Origin of the sequence: Lactobacillus kullabergensis (assembly GCF_003151025.1) — a bacterium.
Taxonomy (GTDB): domain Bacteria; phylum Bacillota; class Bacilli; order Lactobacillales; family Lactobacillaceae; genus Lactobacillus; species Lactobacillus kullabergensis.
Genome location: NZ_CP029477.1, coordinates 379,611 through 396,767 on the forward strand (window position 1 = coordinate 379,611; position 17,157 = coordinate 396,767).

Here is a 17,157-nt window from a genome sequence, read left to right on the forward strand (position 1 = left end):
GGTTAGAATTGAAAATCAGTTGCATTCAGCGCTAGAGCTGTCTTTCCCTGAGTTAAACGATATTTTCCCCGTTATTTGCTCTGTTGTAGCCTTGCAGATGATTCGTAAGTATGCACATCCAGATTATTTAGCTGGTCTGACGGTTAAAGGAATGACTGAACGGCTTTATCGAGTAATCGGTAAACATTTTACTAAGAAATTAATTTACATTAAAGTTTGGACAGCCGCGCTTAATTCATATCTTGCCATTGCCGCTAATTCAATTGAAATATCAATCATTGGCATGCTATGAGATGAAATTGAAGGTTATAACCAGCGTGTTGATCTAATCAAAGATCAGCTAATTAAAAAGGCAGCTAGTTTTGCAGAATTTAAGCTTATCAGCAGTATACCAGGAGTGGGACAGCTAAACACGGTCCTGTTAATGGGATTAGCGGGCAATATTGAACGCTTCGAAAATTATAAGCAGCTCAATGCTTACCTAGGAATTGACTTAAACAGATGTCAATCTGGCACTTTGGTTAAGCATGACAAGATAAATCGTCGCGATAATAGTTCTGCACGAACGGTTGAAGTTGAGATGATTAAAGGCATGCTTAGAAATCAAAATAAGATTAACAATTATTTAGTCGAAAATTGCAATTTTAAGTTGAACACTCTACTTGATCTGATAGATGCAATCTAATCTTCTTTCATATAATTCATCGGGTGTATGGTAGGCTAAGATCTTGCGGGGCAGGTAGTTAATAAAGGCATAGCCTGCAGCGAGGAGCTCACTAATACCTATTTTATGATGCTTTGGCCGACAAAGATCTACAGGCAATTAAAAAATCATTCATGCTAAAGAAAATGATGGCTGGTAAATGCATCAAACACTATTAACTTTTAAGCATAATTTTAAAGCAGTAATAAACGGGATAACGTCTAAGTATTCTAACAGATGCTTAGAAGGTTTCAATCCCAAAATTAAACATATTGAGCGCACAGATTTTGGCTATGCCAATTTCCACATTCTGCTAACCAGGATTAGACTGGCAGAAAACTAGGTAAAAGAAAAAGAACCAAGCATTTTATTAGCTGCTTGATTCTATTCATTTAAGCTCTATCAACAGGATTTCTTATAGAATGTCAAGTATCAAAAAGATTTAAAAATGGGTATACTAAAGGTACTTCAAAAAGGCGCCTTTTTGAGAGTTAAATATTTGTTTAGCAGTTAACCTTTATTGACGTACAGCTTGTTGATAATCATAGCTTTGATTTGTGTGAACCAAATGCATGATTGTACGATTTAAATGGTTAACGCAGGCTATTTGAGCTACCAAATCCTTTTTGGAATAGGGTGGCTCTTTTAATTTGTAGTAATAGTCAACTAAATAATTGTAGCAAATTGTAAAATGAAGTTGAACACTTGCCCTGATTAAAAAATAAAAAAAGTCCATTGGACTTCTCTGATAGAATGTAATTAACCCAATCAATTCTAGAAAGAAGTTACCAATGAACTCGCTTAATTCTACCATATCTACTCACCAAAAGGGCCAACATCTTGCTTTGCAAGACCGCGTAATTATCCAAGTTTTACGCAGCCAAGGCCAGTCCTTGCGTCAAATCGCCCGTGCCCTCAACTGTTCGCCCACCACGGTCAAGTACGAGCTTGAACGCGGCCATATTTCTTTGTATCACGGCAAACGGCACCGCTACGATGCCCAGAAAGCGCAAAGACGCTACCAGATAAGGCGCTTAAACTGCGGCCGTAAGCAAGCTTTTCTAGCCAAAACTCGCTTCATTAAGTACGTTGAACAGCACTTCTTCAAGCAGGGCTGGTCGCTTGATGCCTGCGCCGGTCGGGCCTTAGCCAGCGGCGCCTTTACCCGGAATGAAACAGTCTGCACCAAGACGCTTTACCATTATGTGGAACTTGGTTTATTACAGATTAAGGCAACTGACTTGCCCGAATGCTTAAGCCGCAAGACGAAAGCCAAACGGGTACGCCGGCATAAACGCCAGCTGGGCCGCAGTATTAGTGAACGGCCTGCTGCTATTAACCAGCGTCGCGAGTTTGGCCACTGGGAGTGCGACTTAGTTTTAGGACATAAAACCAAAGATGACCAGGCTCTCTTGACCCTGTATGAACGCATGACCCGCAAATTCATGATTATCCCGATTAAGGATAATACGGCTGCCAGCGTGATGGCGGCCTTTAAAACCTTGCCCAGCCAATACCAGGAGCACTGGCACGAAGTTTTTAAGACCATTACCACGGATAATGGTTCTGAGTTTGCGGATCTAGCCCAGTTAGAACAAGCTGCGCAGACGCTGGTCTACTACGCGCACCCTTATACTTCTTGTGAGAAAGGCGGGGTTGAGCGGCACAACCGGCTAATCCGGCGTTTCATTCCTAAAGGCAAGTACATCAAGGACTATGACCTAGTGCAAATCTACGGCATTGAGGACTGGTGCAATAACCTGCCCCGCAAGATCTTAGCCTACCATACACCCGATGAATTATATGAGAGAAGGTTAGATTGCATCTATCAGATCAAGTAGGGTGTTCAACTTAAAATTGCAATTTTCGTTAAAAAGTTTTTTGCTAAAAAAAACAAAATATTTTTATAAATATATAAATTGTTGATTATCACTAATTGAGAGGTTAATAAAATGAGTAAAATTCCAACTCCCACAATTGGAGAAATATTAAAAGAAGAATTTATGAAGCCACTACAAATTTCCGCATATAAGCTAGCAAAATTAATAGGTGTGCCTACTTCAAGAATTCAAAATATATTACATGATAGAATTGGAATAACAGTTGATACTTCAATTAGATTAGGAAGAGTATTTGGCGTGAGTGACAAATATTTTCTTAACTTACAGGAAGATATAGATTTTCGTAATACTAAGACAAAAAAGGGTAAAGAGTACGATCAGATTAAAAAGTATCAATCTGCTTAGCTGTTTTATCGCTGATATGTTTGAAATTTGAAATAGTCTTTTAAAATAATTTTAAGTATATGCTTTTATTTCTTGCCAAGCAAAAGTTTCCTGCAATTAAATATAAAAACTGAATTTGGTCCGAATTTTTATATTCTAATAGAAACGCTATCTTGTATAATAGAATTAATTACTAGATTAGTTACAAGGATAAAATAATGGATGTTGCAACACAAAAGAAAAATGCAAAAAAATTTATTAATGATTGGAAAAATCGTGGGCGTGAAAAGCAAGATAGCCAGTCATTCTGGTTAGCATTGTTACATAATGTGTTAGATGTAGAAAAACCAGAAAATTTTATTCATTTTGAGGAAAAGGTGCATCTTGAACACGATAGTTTTATTGATGCATATATTGATCAGACTCATGTGATGATTGAGCAAAAGGGTAGTAATAAAGACTTAGATAAGCCAATCAGACAATCTGATAAAACATCTCTCACTCCCTTTCAACAAGCACAGAGATATTCTGCTGGATTGCCATATTCAAAACGACCTCGATGGATTGTAACTTGCAATTTTAAGGAATTTCGAGTTTACGACATGGAACATCCTAATTCTGAACCTGATAAAATTGAGCTAAAAAATCTTGAGAATGAATATTATCGCTTGGATTTCTTAGTTGATAAAAGTAATCAAAATTTGGAAAAAGAAAAACAAGTTTCAATAGAAGCCGGGGAATTAGTTGGCCAAATTTATGATGAATTATTAAAGCAATACAAGGATCCTGACAGTGAATTTTCTCAAAAAAGTATTAATCAGCTTTGTGTGAGAATTGTTTTTTGTCTTTATGCAGAAGATGCCGGAATTTTTGGTCGTAGAAATATGTTTCACGATTACCTAAAGGATTTTGACGCTCATCACTTTCGATCAGCATTAATCAATCTTTTTAAAGTTTTGGACACAAAAGTAGAAAATAGAGATCCTTATTTAGCTGATGATGAACCTGTACTTGCAGAATTTCCTTACGTTAATGGCGGGATGTTTTCGGATGAGAAAATAGAAATACCTTCTTTTACTGATGAATTAAGAGACTTATTACTTAATAAAGCCAGTAATGAATTTGATTGGTCTGAAATAAGTCCAACTATTTTTGGAGCAGTTTTTGAATCTACTTTAAACCCAGAAACTAGACGTCAAGGTGGAATGCATTATACTTCTGTTGAGAATATACATAAAGTGATAGATCCTTTATTTCTTGACGATTTAAAAGATGAATTCAATGAAATTAAGAAAACTAAGCAGCCAGCAACACTAAAGAAAAAAGCAAAAGCTTTCCAAGATAAAATTGCTAACTTAACCTTTTTTGACCCTGCCTGTGGATCAGGTAATTTTTTGACAGAAACATATTTACAACTTAGAAAGTTAGAAAATGAAGCAATTAAGTTAATATATGGTGATAATGTTCAACTGGATGTAGGCCAACAAATAGTAGAAGTTACTATTCAAAACTTTTATGGAATAGAAATAAATGACTTTGCTGTATCTGTGGCAAAAACTGCCCTTTGGATTGCTGAAAGTCAAATGTTAGAAGAAACAAAAGAAATTGTTTATGCTAACTGGGATTTCTTACCTTTAAAGACTTATTCGCATATTCATGAGGGAAATGCGCTAACAATGGATTGGAATAAAGTGCTACCCAATTATGCTTGTCATTATATTATGGGAAATCCTCCGTTTATAGGTAAGAAAGAACAAAGCATAGAACAGAAACAAGAGTTAAAAAGAGTTTTTAATGATAAAAAAACTGGCAATTTAGACTATGTAAGTGGATGGTATAAAAAAGCATCAAATTATGTTAAAAAATATGATGTCCAGTGCGCATTCGTTTCAACAAATAGTATTACTCAAGGGGAACAAGTTCCGATTTTATGGTCAAAGTTATGTGTAACTATTAACTTTGTCTATACTTCATTTAGATGGAATAATGACACAAAAAATGGTGCACATGTTCATGTTGTTATAATAGGATTTAGTAATAATGAGTTTTCTAAGAAAGATAAAAAAATTTATTTTTCTAATAAATTATGGAGAACAGCTAAACAAATAAACCCCTATTTAATTGATGCAAATCCGAAATTATTTGTTGTTTCAAGAACAAAGCCTGTGTCCAAAGTTCCTGAAATGAGATATGGAAGCATGCCTATTGATAATGGATATCTTATTTTAGAAAAAGATGATGTTGCTCAGCTTTTAAAAGAAAATAGTAATAATAGTAAATTCATTAGATTATGTTTTGGTGGTAGGGAAATTATTCAAAATAAAAAAAGATGGTGTATATGGCTTAAGGGGGTTAACCCTTATGAATATAGAAAATCTAAAATAATTATGAATAGAATAAAACATGTTAAGTCTTATAGACAATCTAGTTTGAGGTTTCAAACTAAAAAATTAGCTGAAAATCCAAGTTTATTTGGTGAAATTAGACAACCTGATACAAAAATGTTAGTTTTTCCAAAAGTATCTTCTCAAAATAGAAAATATATTCCTATTTCATATATAGATCCTACAATAATTATTACAGGAAGTGCATTAATTTTACCTGATTCGGGATTATATCAATTTGGAATCCTTGAATCAAATATGCATATGGGCTGGATGAGGACTGTAGCTGGAAGAATGAAAAGTGATTACCAATATTCTAAAAATATCGTTTATAATAATTTTCCTTGGCCAAATCCAAGTGATAAACAAAAAAGTAAGATAGAAAAAACAGCACAAGCTATTTTAGACGCTCGTGCTTTATATCCTAAAGATTCACTTGCCGATTTATATGATCCATTAACTATGCCACCTGAACTTCTAAAGGCTCATCAAAACAATGATCGTGCAGTAATGGAAGCGTATGGGTTACCAGTTAAAACTACAACAGAAAGTGATGCTGTCGCTTTCTTATTTGATTTATATAGCAAACTGATTAAAAGTAAAGATAATTAATACTTAATCATTTTATCTTTACAAAACATTGATTCACAAAAAAAGTGATTGTTTGAATTATCAAAGATTCAACAGTTTGTAAGTCAATACTGAGTTTAAAATAAAGGATTGGTCCAAAATAGTGGGTTAATCCTTTATTTTTCTTTAGCCCTGTATTTAAAAAGATCAATGCTATGGTAAACGACATACTTTTTCAAAAATATCTGTAATTATACGAACATATGTACTATAATTTGCTTATATAATTTTGTAACTTGATAGGATAGCTGGCATTTATGCAACAAAAACAAACTTTTTCAGATAAAGTTTTTCAATTTGATCAGGAATTAGGTAATGTAAAAATTAATTTACCTGAACCATATAAAATAATTAATCCTTATAGTGGCAGAAATAAAAAACAAGTTTTACAAATGATCCAAATTTTCTATCACAAATATTTCAATGACATTAACAAGCGGCGCCTAATATTAGGCAGCTCACCTGCAAGAAGAGGTTCTGCAATAACAGGAGTTCCTTTTGAAGATGCTTCAAATCTCCAAAAAGAAACAGGAATCTCAATAGCAAATTTTCATGTTAATAATGCTGCTTCTGATTTTTTAAATGAAGTCATAGATGAATACGGTGGAAGGATCAAGTTTTATTATGATTTTTACCTCAATTTTGTTTGCCCCTTCGGCATTTGCAAGACCAATCCCAAAGGTAACCAGATAAATTGCAATTATTATGAAAATAAGCGAGTTGAAGAAATGTTAACTTCTTTTATAATTTCCGCGCTTAAAACGCAAATTAACTTCGGAATTGATACTTCTGTTTGCTACTGCATTGGGAGTGGTCAAAATTATCAAGAACTAAGCAAAATTAATAAAAAGTGGCGCTTTTTTCAAAAAATAGTTCCACTTGAACATCCGCGCTTTATTACACAATATCATCCTCAAGAAAAAGAGAAATATTTGCATAAATACCTGGATGCTTTGATGTATAAATAATAAGCGTTAGTTTGAAAAAAAGTGAGGTCAGCAATTTATGTCAGATGTAATTCTTAAAAAAGCAAGAAAAATTTATCAAATGTACCAAAATGGCGATTTAGGTGATACTACTTTACCTGAAGATAGCAACCCGCACCTAGATCCAAGTTCCAATGAAAATGCGCTCTATTTCACGTTGCCAATGGCCTTAAACTATCAGAGAAATTCCTACACTTTGTGGGAAAGTGCCCTGAAGACATATGAAGATCCCGAAACTAGTTTCGTTTTTCTACCGGCAAAAGTGATTAATGCTGAGTATGAATCAGTACAAAAAGCTTTGACCAAGTATCGGCTTGCTTTGCAAAAGAACAAGCAAACAGATATTTGGCTTAAATTATGTCAGACGTTTACAGAGCTTTCTGATGGTAATATTATCAAATTCATTAACAATTTAGATAATGATGTTGATAAAATAAGGTATTTCATGCAGAAAGATGCCAAGAAAAAGTTTCCGTATTTGTCTGGTAATAAGCTTTGTAACTATTGGTTGTATGTTCTCAGTAAATACACTGCTATTCCTTTAAAAAATACTAATAATATTTATATTGCTGCAGATAGGCATGTAATCAGAGCAAGTTACAAATTAGGCTTAATAACCAAAGAACAAATGGAAAGTGCTAAAGTGCAAGCTTATGTGATTAGTGCTTGGGCAAAAGAACTGCAGGGAACAAAATTTGTGCCAACCGACCTGCAAAATCCATTGTGGTTATGGAGCCGGAATGATTTTAAAGATTTGAATTAAGCTACAGATGAAATAAAAATACTGAGAAAGTTAGGCAAGATTTTATAAGCTACGACATAATTAATTAATTTTTACTTTATATTGAAAACCTATAAATTAGTTTAACAACATGGTAAAGAAAATTGAAAATTTTTGTTAAAAAACTCGATTCTAGTATTGTTCAGAATCGAGCAGATAAAAAGTATTGATTGTATTAATAAGTTGAAGGCAATTTAGTTTTCAGATTTTTCCCTTGCTAATGCTTGATTATCAGCAATCTTTGCAAACGGTAAATAAATTAGAGCGGTAATTATGATCATAATTACTTGCAAAATTGCAAAAGCAGGACCTGATTGAAGTAATCCACTAATCACAATAGGAGTTTGCTCTGGTAAAGCTAAACCGATAACTGGGTTTACAATATGAAGTAATTCACAAATATATGAGCCTATGAAGCTAATTACTGGAGCTAAAATAAAAGGTATGAACATTATTGGATTTAAAACAATTGGTAATCCAAAGATAACTGGTTCATCTGTATTGAATAAAGCTGGAACTATGGATAATCTTCCTAACACTTTAAATTGCTTTGATTTAGCAAAAAAAGCCATAAAAATAATCAGTCCTAAAGTGCAACCAGTTCCACCAATTTTGCTTGTCATATAGAAGAATCTCCAAGTAATCATATTCGGAATGGCATTACCAGCGTGAAAGGCAGCTAAATTTTGAAAATCCAATGCATATAATATAGGCATAACAATTGAATTGATTGCCAGAGAATGAATACCAAAGTAGAAGAATAAACTATTCAAGATAACAACTAATAAAATAGCCCAAGGTGAGGTACCAATTTTTTGTAATGGAACCTGTAATAAAGAATAAATTGCTGAGTTTAAATCACCGTATGGTGTTAAAGACATAAGATACTTAATTATTACGATTATGATTGAAATAACGATTACTGGTATTAATGATTTAAAAGATGCTGAGATTGTTTCGGGTACTCCTTCTGGCATTTTGATAGTCCATTTACTTTTTATTAATCTGCAATAAAAGTCACTTACTAAGATTGAAATAATTAATCCCAAAAATAGTCCTTTAACTCCAATATTATCAAATGGAATGAAAGGTGTGGAAGTGACTTTTCCTTGTGGACCCTTAATTGCAAGAACTTTTAGTGGTGAGAGCATTACCAATGATAATACAGACGTAATTGCTGGTAAAATAGAGTGAATATTCTCTTTTTCGCCGTATGCTTTAGCAGTAAAAAAGGTAACGTAAATTGCTAAAATACCCATTGTCAATTGATAAGGAACATTCAAAAAGGGATAAAGGCCAGAGTTCTTTAAAAATTGTGAAAAAGGTGTATAAGGGAAATTTATAATGATACTTGCAAATGATCCTAAGATTAAAAAAGGTAATGTCGCAATCATTCCTTGCTGAATTGATTGAAGTACCTTATTTTGTGCCATTTTTGAAGCGGATTTTCCAACTCTATTTTTCAGAAAATCTTGAAATCTATTAATTTTGGTGCTCATGTGTAACATCTCCATTCAGTCTGCGGATAATATTCTTATAAAAATTGAAGCTTTGTTTAGGTATCCTATTCATATTTTTGTCTACGTATATTAACCCATAACGCTTATCACTTCCATTGTGTCCACTGATTACATCTGTAAAACTCCAGATACAATAACCCATTACAGGAATATTTTCGTTTATAGCTTTTATTAATTCATTAATATGATCTTTCAAATATTTTATTCTTGATGAATCAGTGATATTTCCACCCAAAAATTTATCTTCATCTCCATATCCATTTTCTGTAATTAATATAGGTAAATGATATTGTTGATAAATTTGCTCAAGCGCAATTCTTAGCCCTTTTGGATCAATAGTCCATCCCCATTTTGTTGTCGGTAAGGTCGGATCATTTTGAATGGCGTATAAGCCATATTCTTTTTTGGGAATGGGTTTACCTTCAATTTCACCTTTATTTGATTCTGAAGGTAGAAACTTTACTATGTTGCTAGAATAATAATTAATACCAATAAAATCAGGTTTTCCTTCTTTTAAACACTTAAAATCATCGGGTTTTAATTTAAGATGAATACTTTTTTCTTTCAAATAATTTTGAAATTTTTTTGAGTATGTTGCTTTACACTGTAAATCTAAAATGTATTTTTGGGTTAATAGATTAGCTGTTTTTGCAGCTTCAATATCCTGAGTTTTTTCGGTTGCAGGATAATAAGGCTGATAAGAAACTGCAGGTCCAATTTTTGCTTTAGGTAAAATGGTATGGCAAAGTTTTATAGCTAAAGAAGAAGCAATGCTCATATAATGATTTGCCTGATAGCAATCTTGCATGTGTTCCTTGAATCCACCATGTTTAAAACCCAATCTTTGAGGTATTTTTACTATATGATCTTGTTCATTTATTGTTACCCAGTATTTAACAGTGTTTCCGAATTCTTTAAATAGAAAATTACAGTAGTATAAATAATCAGCAATACTTTTTCTTGATATCCATCCACCATATTTTTTAACTAGTGCTAAAGGATAGTCAAAATGATATATAGTAACAATTGGCTCGATTTTTGCTTTTGCTAGCTCATTAATTAAATTTCTATAGAAATTAACCCCAACTGCATTCGGTTTTCCTGTTCCTGTTGGGAAAACTCTTGACCATGAAATTGAGAAACGAAATGCTTTTAAGCCTGCTTCTTTCATAAGCTTAATGTCATTTTTATAATGATGATAAAAATCAACTCCAATTTGAAAAGACTGAAGATTACCGTGTTGTTCTATTTCAATCACTGAAGGTCCTTGTCCTGCCTTCTTCCACATTCCTTCTGATTGGAAAGAAGAGCTGGAAGCACCCCATAAAAAATTTTTGTTCATTACTTTTCTCCTTTCTGCAATCGCTTTCAGCTTCTTCGTTTATTATTTAGGCAAACTAAGTTTTAGACAATACTAAAAAATTCCTCATTATGAGGAATTTTTTAGTATTGTTATTGGGTTAGAACTCGAGTCAAGTCTTTAATGATTCCGTTTTTTAATTTTAAAAAATGAATATTAAAGTTTTGATCATCTAAAGTTATTCTTTCTTTTTTAGCAATGAAAATAATTTGTTTATTTTTTATATGTAGTAAGCTACTTAGTTCAAATAAATTGTTTGTTACTTTTATTTCAAGTTCAGGAAATACTGAAATTAGTGGTAAAATTTCATCCTGATATTTGGACAATGACAATATGTTTGAGTCATAGATTACCACCCTTTTTCCGATATTAAATTTTTTCTTATTATTTAAAGAATTAATAAAGCTATTATCTAAATCTGTATGTTTTAAAGTAAAACCATGCAAATTTGTAAATTTAATAGTTGGTTTGAAATATTTAGGTTTAGAATTCGCTAAAACTAAATGATTTATAATGTTACCAGTACCTTGAATAATAAATTGTTTGTTGCTTGGATATATTTTTATTAAATTTTGATATTCTATATTTTTAACAACTTGAAGGATTAAATTGTTTTTAAAAAGAATGAATTCTTTGCAAAATTGTGAATAATCTTTAGGCTGAATTTTTTGATGATTAAGGTTTAAGAAATGCATCACGGTTAATATATAGAGCAAATTATCAGAAGCTTTAACTTTATAAGTTTCTTGAATATTTTTGCTTAATTGAATCAAATAGTTTAAAAATTTTTTCTTATCAAAGTTTTGGTCAAACATTATTCTTAAATACTGATTGTTTATTAACCTATTTATTCGTTTTATTGATAATAAAGCTAGTAAAAAATCTTTCCAAATTTGTTTACCCTTTAAATAGATACCATTTTTACTAGCCTCAATTTCAATTTTGTAAGTAGGGCCAATTTTCTTTAGGTATTTAATTGACTCTTCAATCTCATTACGCCCAATGTGCAGAATAGAAGACAAAGTCTGGACTTTAATCAGTTTTCTTTTATAAATCGTAAAATAAACTAAAAAGGGTCTGTCATTAATATAATTCGGGTAATGTACTTCCTGGTTTCTAAATGTAATGTATTTAATAACTTCATGAGTATTTGATAGATAAAAAAAAGGTTTTTTGTATTGAATAACGTTTAGCTGAAAACTCTGGTTTATTTCTTTAATATTGTTTCTGATTGTGCGTGGGGTAACATTTAACAATTCTGCTAATTCACGACTTCTTAATCCAGAGTCTTGATTGAGTAATGCTATTAATATTTCTCTTTTTAAATTAATCATAATTCTTATTTTTCTTTTACATTATTATTAGGAATTTTCATTCATAATTAAGAAGGCCATTCCTTATAGAAAGCAACGGTCTTTTTGTGCTTATTTAATTTACGACATTTAATTTTTCACCTTTTAGAAATGCCTACAGATTTTCAACGACAATGCCCAGTAAGCGATTGCGGGTTTCGCGTGGCGCCCAGGCAATATGAGGTGTAATGTAACAATTCTTAGCAGAAAGAAGTGGACTGTCAGCAGGAATAGGCTCTTTTTGGGCAACGTCAATCCCCGCTGTAGCAATCTTTCCTTCATTTAAAGCATCGGCGACGTCTTTTTCATTAATTAAACCGCCGCGAGCAGTATTAATTAAAATGACGTCATCTTTCATTTGACTAATTGCTTCTTGGTTTATCATTTCAGTGGTTGCCGGTGTTTGTGGTACGTGTAGACTAATAATATCTGCTTGTTGATAAAGTTGATCAAGTTCAACCTGCTTGACGTAATCAGGTAAATCTGATTTTGGCCGATGGTTCCAAAAAATCACATTCATAGAAAAAGCATGACCGATTTCTGCCACTTTTTTAGCTATATGACCGAAGCCAATAAGTCCTAATGTTTTACCTTTCAATTCCATTAGCGGTTTAGCCCAAAAAGTAAAATCAGGGTTGCTGCTCCAGCGACCTTCATGGACTAATTTGTTATGTAAGCCAACTCGACTGGTAATTTCAAGTAGCAATGCAAAAGTAAATTGCGCTACGGCATCAGTACCATAAGTAGGGATGTTAGTAACAGGGATGCCAGCTTCACGAGCTGCTATTGTATCGACAATATTGTAACCAGTAGCAGTCACGCCAATATATTTAATGTTGGGAGCGGCCTCAAGCACATGTTTGTAAAGTGGCGTTTTGTTAGTTAAAACAATTTCAGCATCCCCAATCCGCTTTAAAATTTCCTCATCGTCGTCCACTGGGGTACGATCGTAAAAGGTGCATTCACCTAGTTTTTTAAGAGGTGACCAATCTAGGTCTCCTGGATTTAAGGCATAACTATCCAAATTAACGATTTTCATAATTCAACCTCACATATAATATATCTATACCTTATAGTTTACTACATATTGCCGGCGTAACTATATATTATAAGATTGTAGTAAGATGGTGATTAAAAGAGCATTTGACAGTGTTCATAAATAATTTTAAAATTACTCTGTATTATGCATTTTAGTAATATCTTACAATTACTAGCAATGAGCAAATTAAATAGTGGTAGTATGTTATTTCTTCATAGATTTTATGCTATGCAATAATCCATAAATAGTGGTATAAAATTAAAGTAGTAAATAAATATCTAAAATAGTGGAATTAAGAAGGAATTATCAATGAAAAAATGTCCACAATGTGGCGCCATAATGGGAAAAGACGTCAATTTTTGTACGTCTTGCGGTTATGATTTGCGCAATGTTAGTGTACAAAAAGTAGAAGAGGCGCCTACTAATCCAGTTGAAAACACTGCTCAAGTAGAGCCGAAACAGACTGAACCTCAGCCTCCAGCTGCCAGTGAGCCAGTTAATTACGGAGATCAATTTCAAAATTACTGGCAATGGTGTGTTGATTCCTGGCGCAATCCAGGTACTAGTAGTCCTAATGTGGCAAGCTGGTATGGTTGGTTGACCATTTTGATTGAAGATGCCTTTGTGGTGTTGGGTCTATATTATTGTGCCAATACTATTGTAAGTACGTTGATTAACTGGGCCAACCGCATGGGAGCCAACATTAATGGCTGGGAGAATTTTCATGTTCCCTTTAACATTATGCTCGAAATATTTGTGGTACTGGTGATATTTGAAGCAATAGTCATTGGCGGCTTTTATGCTGGTTATCGGTATGTCTATGACAGACAGCTGAGCTTTTTTGAGTTTATTAATCGTGGTGCCCATGCCTGCAACTTCAATCTGATTATTTCTGCCGCATTCTTTTTACTAATGCTTTTAGGACTAAATAGCATTAAATTCATGATTGCCGTGTTTATCATAATGTTAGCTTTATTCTTTGCAAGCCAGCATATTATATTATTTGGCGATCAGGGAGCAGTGCATGATAAAATTTTTGGCTTTTTAATTGCTTTTGCCATTATTTTTGTGTGTCTGATGATTTTAGATTCAATTATTTATAGTTCCATGGTCCATTCAATCATCAATCAAATTATGTCAATGCAAAATGGTTCAATGTAGATAGAGTGAAGGAAATGAATGATAAAAAATTTTGTCCTAATTGTGGTAAAGAGGTAAAACCGAGTGCGGAATTTTGCCCTAACTGTGGTCAAAAATTGCCTCAGACGTTGCATAGTAGAAAAGAATATCGCAGTCAGCAGAACAATACTGCCGCGCAGCCAGTTGTTAATCAGCCACAAGCCACGGCGAGCTCAGTCCATCATCCCATGAAAAAAAGAAATAAGGTCTTGCTAATCTGCTTGGGAGTTTTGATTGTTGCATTTGCGGCATTCTATGCTTGGGGTTCTAATCATTATCAAAGAAATAATCAAATTAATCAGATTGCAGCCAGTTTGAAAAATCCTCATTCTGATTTAGCCCAATTCGTAGTTTCTGAAAATCCTAATGCTCGTGTAACAACAGCAGCTCTAAAGCCAACTCAGGAATATTATGCGGAACACTACGTTGAAGCAGATAAAATGGCTGATGCTTTTAAATACGGTAATGAATATGAAAACGTCAGCTTGGTCCAAAGTGGTCGTTATTTACTTTTATTCCCCAAATATTGTTTGCAATTAAAGACTTATACACCACAGATTAGAACTAATCACGCCAATTCTAATATTTATGTCAACAATAAAAAATTTGGTGGCGTTGACGGCAGTGGTGAGGACTATTATAAAAAAATTGCTCCTTTATTTCCGGGTAAATACCACATTGAAGTAAAATCAGTTGCGTCTGGCCATCAGTTGTCTGCCGATAAAAGTACCACTATTTTTTCTAATAAAGAAATTAACATGAATATTAAAACTGTTAATTTCATGATTAAAAGTATCCCTTCTGCCACGATTTACATTAATGATAAAAAAGTGGGCAATCTTGATAAAAAGGGCACGAAAGTGTTTAAAGATTACCCTGTAACTGATGATATGAAGATCTATGTGGTTACTAAAGTTGATGGTAAATCTATCAAATCAGAGTCTGTTGATTATGACGATATGGGCTTTGAAGATGACGATGATAGCAGCAGTAATATCATTAAACCCGAATGGCCTGGCTTAATTAGTAAAGATGATGCTGAAGAGCTTTTAGAAAACGACTTTACATCTCCTGATGAGGATGACTTTGTCGGTGGAGCAGAAAATAAAGGTTATCAGGAACTTCATTCTCAAAATTCTGGTTTTGATAAGGATGACGATATTAATGAATATAATATGGAATGTTCTGTAGTTTCGATTACTCCGGCGCCAAATAACTGTAGTAGCGTAACTTACAAGATTACTTACACTTTTGAACACGATGATTTTGAACATAAGCAAGTGATGCTATACACTGGCGGACTTTTCAAACAAACTGGCGACAGCGATGACAGCAGTCAAAAGATTAAATCAATTGGCAACGGCAAAATAATTAGTGATAAAAAATACGACAATTAATATTGTTTTAAAAGTGAATTTTTTGATAGCACCTCCAAATTTGAAAAAAATTTGGAGGTGTTTTTATGACTTAAAACGCAAACTACGCAAGTTCTCAGAGGGAGTGTGGTCTTTTGTGATTCATATAGACTTATTGTTATCTGCGATAAGTTAAAGAAGTATATTCAATCTGTGCAGAATTGCAATGATCTTAAATATAGGGAATACAGAAATTATTTAATTATTTGACGGTATTTTTAAAGCAAGTGTAGTATTTAGTTTAATATTTTCAATTTCAAGACTGATAAACCAGCGTTTTCTTACGACTTTTAGCGGTCTTTTTATTATGCCTGAAATATCGTTAATAATAAAAAAAGATCCAATTCTGAAATATTATTTTTAGAAACCGCTTGCAAAAGAAGATCATAGTGGTATAGTTAAATCGATAAATGGTATATATTAGAAACCACTTAGGAGATGCTGAAAATGCGAATGCAAGATTATGTGAAATATTCATCTGAAAAATTAGATGAAAATTTTAAAAAAAGGGATGAATTAATTAGCGGAGTAGCAAATCTATTTTTAAAAAAGAAATATTTGAGTATTACTTTAATTGCATCAGGTTCTTCTTACAATGCTCTGGCAATGATTCAAGATTCTTTGCAAGAGATGACAAAAAAGCCGGTCTATCTTCATACACCGGAATACGTTATGCAATTTGGTATTGCGCCTCAAGAAAATACATTTATTGTTGTTGTGTCACAGAGTGGTTCTTCGACCAATATTATTAATTGCTTGCAGTATTTACAAAAAAATGATGTATTTGAAATTTCTTTAACTGGCAATCTTGATAGTCAAATGAGCAAATACTCACAAGAAGTTTTTGATTATGGACCTGGTAATGAGTACGTGGATTATGTAACTGTCGGTGTACAAACACTTGTCGAGTTCTTCCTGTTATTGGGCTGTAAGATTAGCAGCCTAGATTCACAACAAAAAGAAGACTTTTACGAGCAACTACAGCAAACTATTTCATACCAAAAGGAGTTGATGGCGGAAACAGAAAAATTTATTCAAAATAATTATTTTGCCCTTTCAATGAGAAACCCTACTTTTTTCTGTGGCAATGGACCTAATTATGGAGTTGCAAGGGAAGGTGCATTGAAGTTTCAAGAAACGCTAAAAAGACCTGCAATGTACTACGAACTAGAAGAATTTCTTCATGGGCCGGATATGCAATTAACGCCAAATCATACCGTCTTTTTAATTGATGATATGCCTGTTTCTGGGAAAACAAGATTCTCAGAAGTATTTGAAGCATTAAAAGAAATAACGCCAAATGTATTTTTTATTACTAGTTCAAATAATTTGGAAAAAGATCAGAGAATCTTGAAAACTCAAGCTGTGAATAGCTGGTTTTTCGAACCCTATTATTCATTGCCAGTAGTGCAATTGGTGGCAGCAAAAATGACTGACGAGCTTCAGGCTTGGGCTACACATCCTTATTTTGACAAGTTTGATCAAAAAATTGCAATTAAAACAGATGATTATGACGAAGAAATCAAAAATATCAAGCAAAAGTGGGATTCAGATCATAAAAGTTAAATTAGCTTAGGAGGCTT

16 protein-coding genes are annotated in these 17,157 nt (G+C 33.1%); 11 read left to right on the top strand and 5 right to left on the bottom strand.

Features of this window, described 5'->3' with window-relative positions:
- Positions 1-97 precede the first annotated feature (97 nt).
- The 3 genes from DKL58_RS01825 (at position 98) to DKL58_RS01835 (ending at position 1,046) form a co-directional block, all read left to right on the top strand.
- Positions 98-292: a hypothetical protein gene (locus tag DKL58_RS01825; RefSeq protein ID WP_109585891.1), complete on the top strand. Its 195-nt coding sequence runs from the start codon at positions 98-100 to the stop codon at positions 290-292.
- A gap of 87 nt (positions 293-379) precedes the next feature.
- Positions 380-685, top strand: a complete 306-nt coding sequence (locus DKL58_RS01830; RefSeq protein ID WP_275425095.1) for a transposase — start codon at positions 380-382, stop codon at positions 683-685.
- Positions 686-863: 178 nt separating this feature from the next.
- The gene (locus tag DKL58_RS01835; protein ID WP_109585893.1) at positions 864-1,046 is read left to right on the top strand and encodes a transposase; all 183 of its coding nucleotides are present in this window, start codon (positions 864-866) and stop codon (positions 1,044-1,046) included.
- A 174-nt stretch (positions 1,047-1,220) separates the two neighbouring features.
- Here the strand turns inward: DKL58_RS01835 and DKL58_RS01840 are convergent, their stop codons facing one another.
- Positions 1,221-1,517 carry a hypothetical protein gene (locus DKL58_RS01840; RefSeq protein WP_239386410.1) on the bottom strand — a complete coding sequence of 99 codons (297 nt, stop codon included), beginning with the start codon at positions 1,515-1,517 and terminating at the stop codon, positions 1,221-1,223.
- Here DKL58_RS01840 and DKL58_RS01845 point away from each other — a divergent pair.
- The 5 genes from DKL58_RS01845 (at position 1,495) to DKL58_RS01865 (ending at position 7,691) form a co-directional block, all read left to right on the top strand.
- A complete protein-coding gene (locus DKL58_RS01845; RefSeq protein WP_109585894.1) occupies positions 1,495-2,544 on the top strand; it encodes an IS30 family transposase in 1,050 nt (349 codons plus the stop codon). The two genes, DKL58_RS01840 and DKL58_RS01845, sit on opposite strands and share 23 nt — an antisense overlap.
- Positions 2,545-2,655: 111 nt before the next feature.
- Positions 2,656-2,949: a HigA family addiction module antitoxin gene (locus tag DKL58_RS01850; protein ID WP_109585895.1), complete on the top strand. Its 294-nt coding sequence runs from the start codon at positions 2,656-2,658 to the stop codon at positions 2,947-2,949.
- Positions 2,950-3,146: 197 nt separating this feature from the next.
- Entirely contained in the window at positions 3,147-5,924 is a 2,778-nt protein-coding gene (locus tag DKL58_RS01855) for a DNA methyltransferase (protein ID WP_109585896.1), read from the top strand.
- Between the two features lie 275 nt (positions 5,925-6,199).
- A complete protein-coding gene (locus DKL58_RS01860) occupies positions 6,200-6,910 on the top strand; it encodes a uracil-DNA glycosylase family protein (protein WP_109585897.1) in 711 nt (236 codons plus the stop codon).
- Between the two features lie 37 nt (positions 6,911-6,947).
- Positions 6,948-7,691: a hypothetical protein gene (locus DKL58_RS01865; RefSeq protein WP_109585898.1), complete on the top strand. Its 744-nt coding sequence runs from the start codon at positions 6,948-6,950 to the stop codon at positions 7,689-7,691.
- Positions 7,692-7,903: 212 nt separating this feature from the next.
- On the opposite strand, the gene DKL58_RS01870 is transcribed toward DKL58_RS01865, so the two are convergent.
- The 4 genes from DKL58_RS01870 to DKL58_RS01885 all read right to left on the bottom strand — a co-directional run bounded on the left by DKL58_RS01870 (position 7,904) and on the right by DKL58_RS01885 (position 12,980).
- The gene (locus tag DKL58_RS01870; protein ID WP_162542316.1) at positions 7,904-9,208 is read right to left on the bottom strand and encodes a PTS sugar transporter subunit IIC; all 1,305 of its coding nucleotides are present in this window, start codon (positions 9,206-9,208) and stop codon (positions 7,904-7,906) included.
- Positions 9,192-10,571: a glycoside hydrolase family 1 protein gene (locus DKL58_RS01875; protein WP_109585900.1), complete on the bottom strand. Its 1,380-nt coding sequence runs from the start codon at positions 10,569-10,571 to the stop codon at positions 9,192-9,194. The genes DKL58_RS01870 and DKL58_RS01875 overlap by 17 nt, the downstream gene beginning before the upstream one ends.
- 110 nt (positions 10,572-10,681) lie before the next feature.
- Positions 10,682-11,923 (bottom strand): HTH domain-containing protein, encoded by a 1,242-nt coding sequence (locus tag DKL58_RS01880; protein ID WP_109585901.1) that lies wholly within the window; start codon positions 11,921-11,923, stop codon positions 10,682-10,684.
- A 133-nt stretch (positions 11,924-12,056) separates the two neighbouring features.
- Positions 12,057-12,980: a D-2-hydroxyacid dehydrogenase gene (locus DKL58_RS01885; RefSeq protein ID WP_109585902.1), complete on the bottom strand. Its 924-nt coding sequence runs from the start codon at positions 12,978-12,980 to the stop codon at positions 12,057-12,059.
- A gap of 309 nt (positions 12,981-13,289) precedes the next feature.
- On the opposite strand from DKL58_RS01885, the gene DKL58_RS01890 reads away from it, so the two are divergent.
- From DKL58_RS01890 to DKL58_RS01900, 3 genes are all read left to right on the top strand, one after another.
- A complete protein-coding gene (locus DKL58_RS01890; RefSeq protein WP_109585903.1) occupies positions 13,290-14,141 on the top strand; it encodes a zinc ribbon domain-containing protein in 852 nt (283 codons plus the stop codon).
- Positions 14,142-14,155: 14 nt separating this feature from the next.
- Positions 14,156-15,556 carry a zinc ribbon domain-containing protein gene (locus DKL58_RS01895; protein WP_109585904.1) on the top strand — a complete coding sequence of 467 codons (1,401 nt, stop codon included), beginning with the start codon at positions 14,156-14,158 and terminating at the stop codon, positions 15,554-15,556.
- A gap of 465 nt (positions 15,557-16,021) precedes the next feature.
- On the top strand, positions 16,022-17,140 hold the full coding sequence (locus tag DKL58_RS01900; protein WP_162542317.1) for an SIS domain-containing protein: 1,119 nt from the start codon (positions 16,022-16,024) through the stop codon (positions 17,138-17,140).
- Positions 17,141-17,157: the final 17 nt, after the last annotated feature.

Excerpts from the sequence above, each read along its gene's own strand:
- DKL58_RS01865 (WP_109585898.1), top strand. The coding sequence starts at position 6,948 with ATGTCAGATGTAATTCTTAAAAAAGCAAGAAAAATTTATCAAATGTAC.
- DKL58_RS01860 (WP_109585897.1), top strand. The coding sequence starts at position 6,200 with ATGCAACAAAAACAAACTTTTTCAGATAAAGTTTTTCAATTTGATCAG.
- DKL58_RS01900 (WP_162542317.1), top strand. The coding sequence starts at position 16,022 with ATGCGAATGCAAGATTATGTGAAATATTCATCTGAAAAATTAGATGAA.
- DKL58_RS01835 (WP_109585893.1), top strand. The coding sequence starts at position 864 with ATGCATCAAACACTATTAACTTTTAAGCATAATTTTAAAGCAGTAATA.
- DKL58_RS01885 (WP_109585902.1), bottom strand. The coding sequence starts at position 12,980 with ATGAAAATCGTTAATTTGGATAGTTATGCCTTAAATCCAGGAGACCTA.
- DKL58_RS01875 (WP_109585900.1), bottom strand. The coding sequence starts at position 10,571 with ATGAACAAAAATTTTTTATGGGGTGCTTCCAGCTCTTCTTTCCAATCA.
- DKL58_RS01880 (WP_109585901.1), bottom strand. The coding sequence starts at position 11,923 with ATGATTAATTTAAAAAGAGAAATATTAATAGCATTACTCAATCAAGAC.
- DKL58_RS01870 (WP_162542316.1), bottom strand. The coding sequence starts at position 9,208 with ATGAGCACCAAAATTAATAGATTTCAAGATTTTCTGAAAAATAGAGTT.
- DKL58_RS01825 (WP_109585891.1), top strand. The coding sequence starts at position 98 with ATGATTCGTAAGTATGCACATCCAGATTATTTAGCTGGTCTGACGGTT.
- DKL58_RS01845 (WP_109585894.1), top strand. The coding sequence starts at position 1,495 with ATGAACTCGCTTAATTCTACCATATCTACTCACCAAAAGGGCCAACAT.
- DKL58_RS01895 (WP_109585904.1), top strand. The coding sequence starts at position 14,156 with ATGAATGATAAAAAATTTTGTCCTAATTGTGGTAAAGAGGTAAAACCG.
- DKL58_RS01840 (WP_239386410.1), bottom strand. The coding sequence starts at position 1,517 with ATGGTAGAATTAAGCGAGTTCATTGGTAACTTCTTTCTAGAATTGATT.
- DKL58_RS01890 (WP_109585903.1), top strand. The coding sequence starts at position 13,290 with ATGAAAAAATGTCCACAATGTGGCGCCATAATGGGAAAAGACGTCAAT.
- DKL58_RS01855 (WP_109585896.1), top strand. The coding sequence starts at position 3,147 with ATGGATGTTGCAACACAAAAGAAAAATGCAAAAAAATTTATTAATGAT.
- DKL58_RS01850 (WP_109585895.1), top strand. The coding sequence starts at position 2,656 with ATGAGTAAAATTCCAACTCCCACAATTGGAGAAATATTAAAAGAAGAA.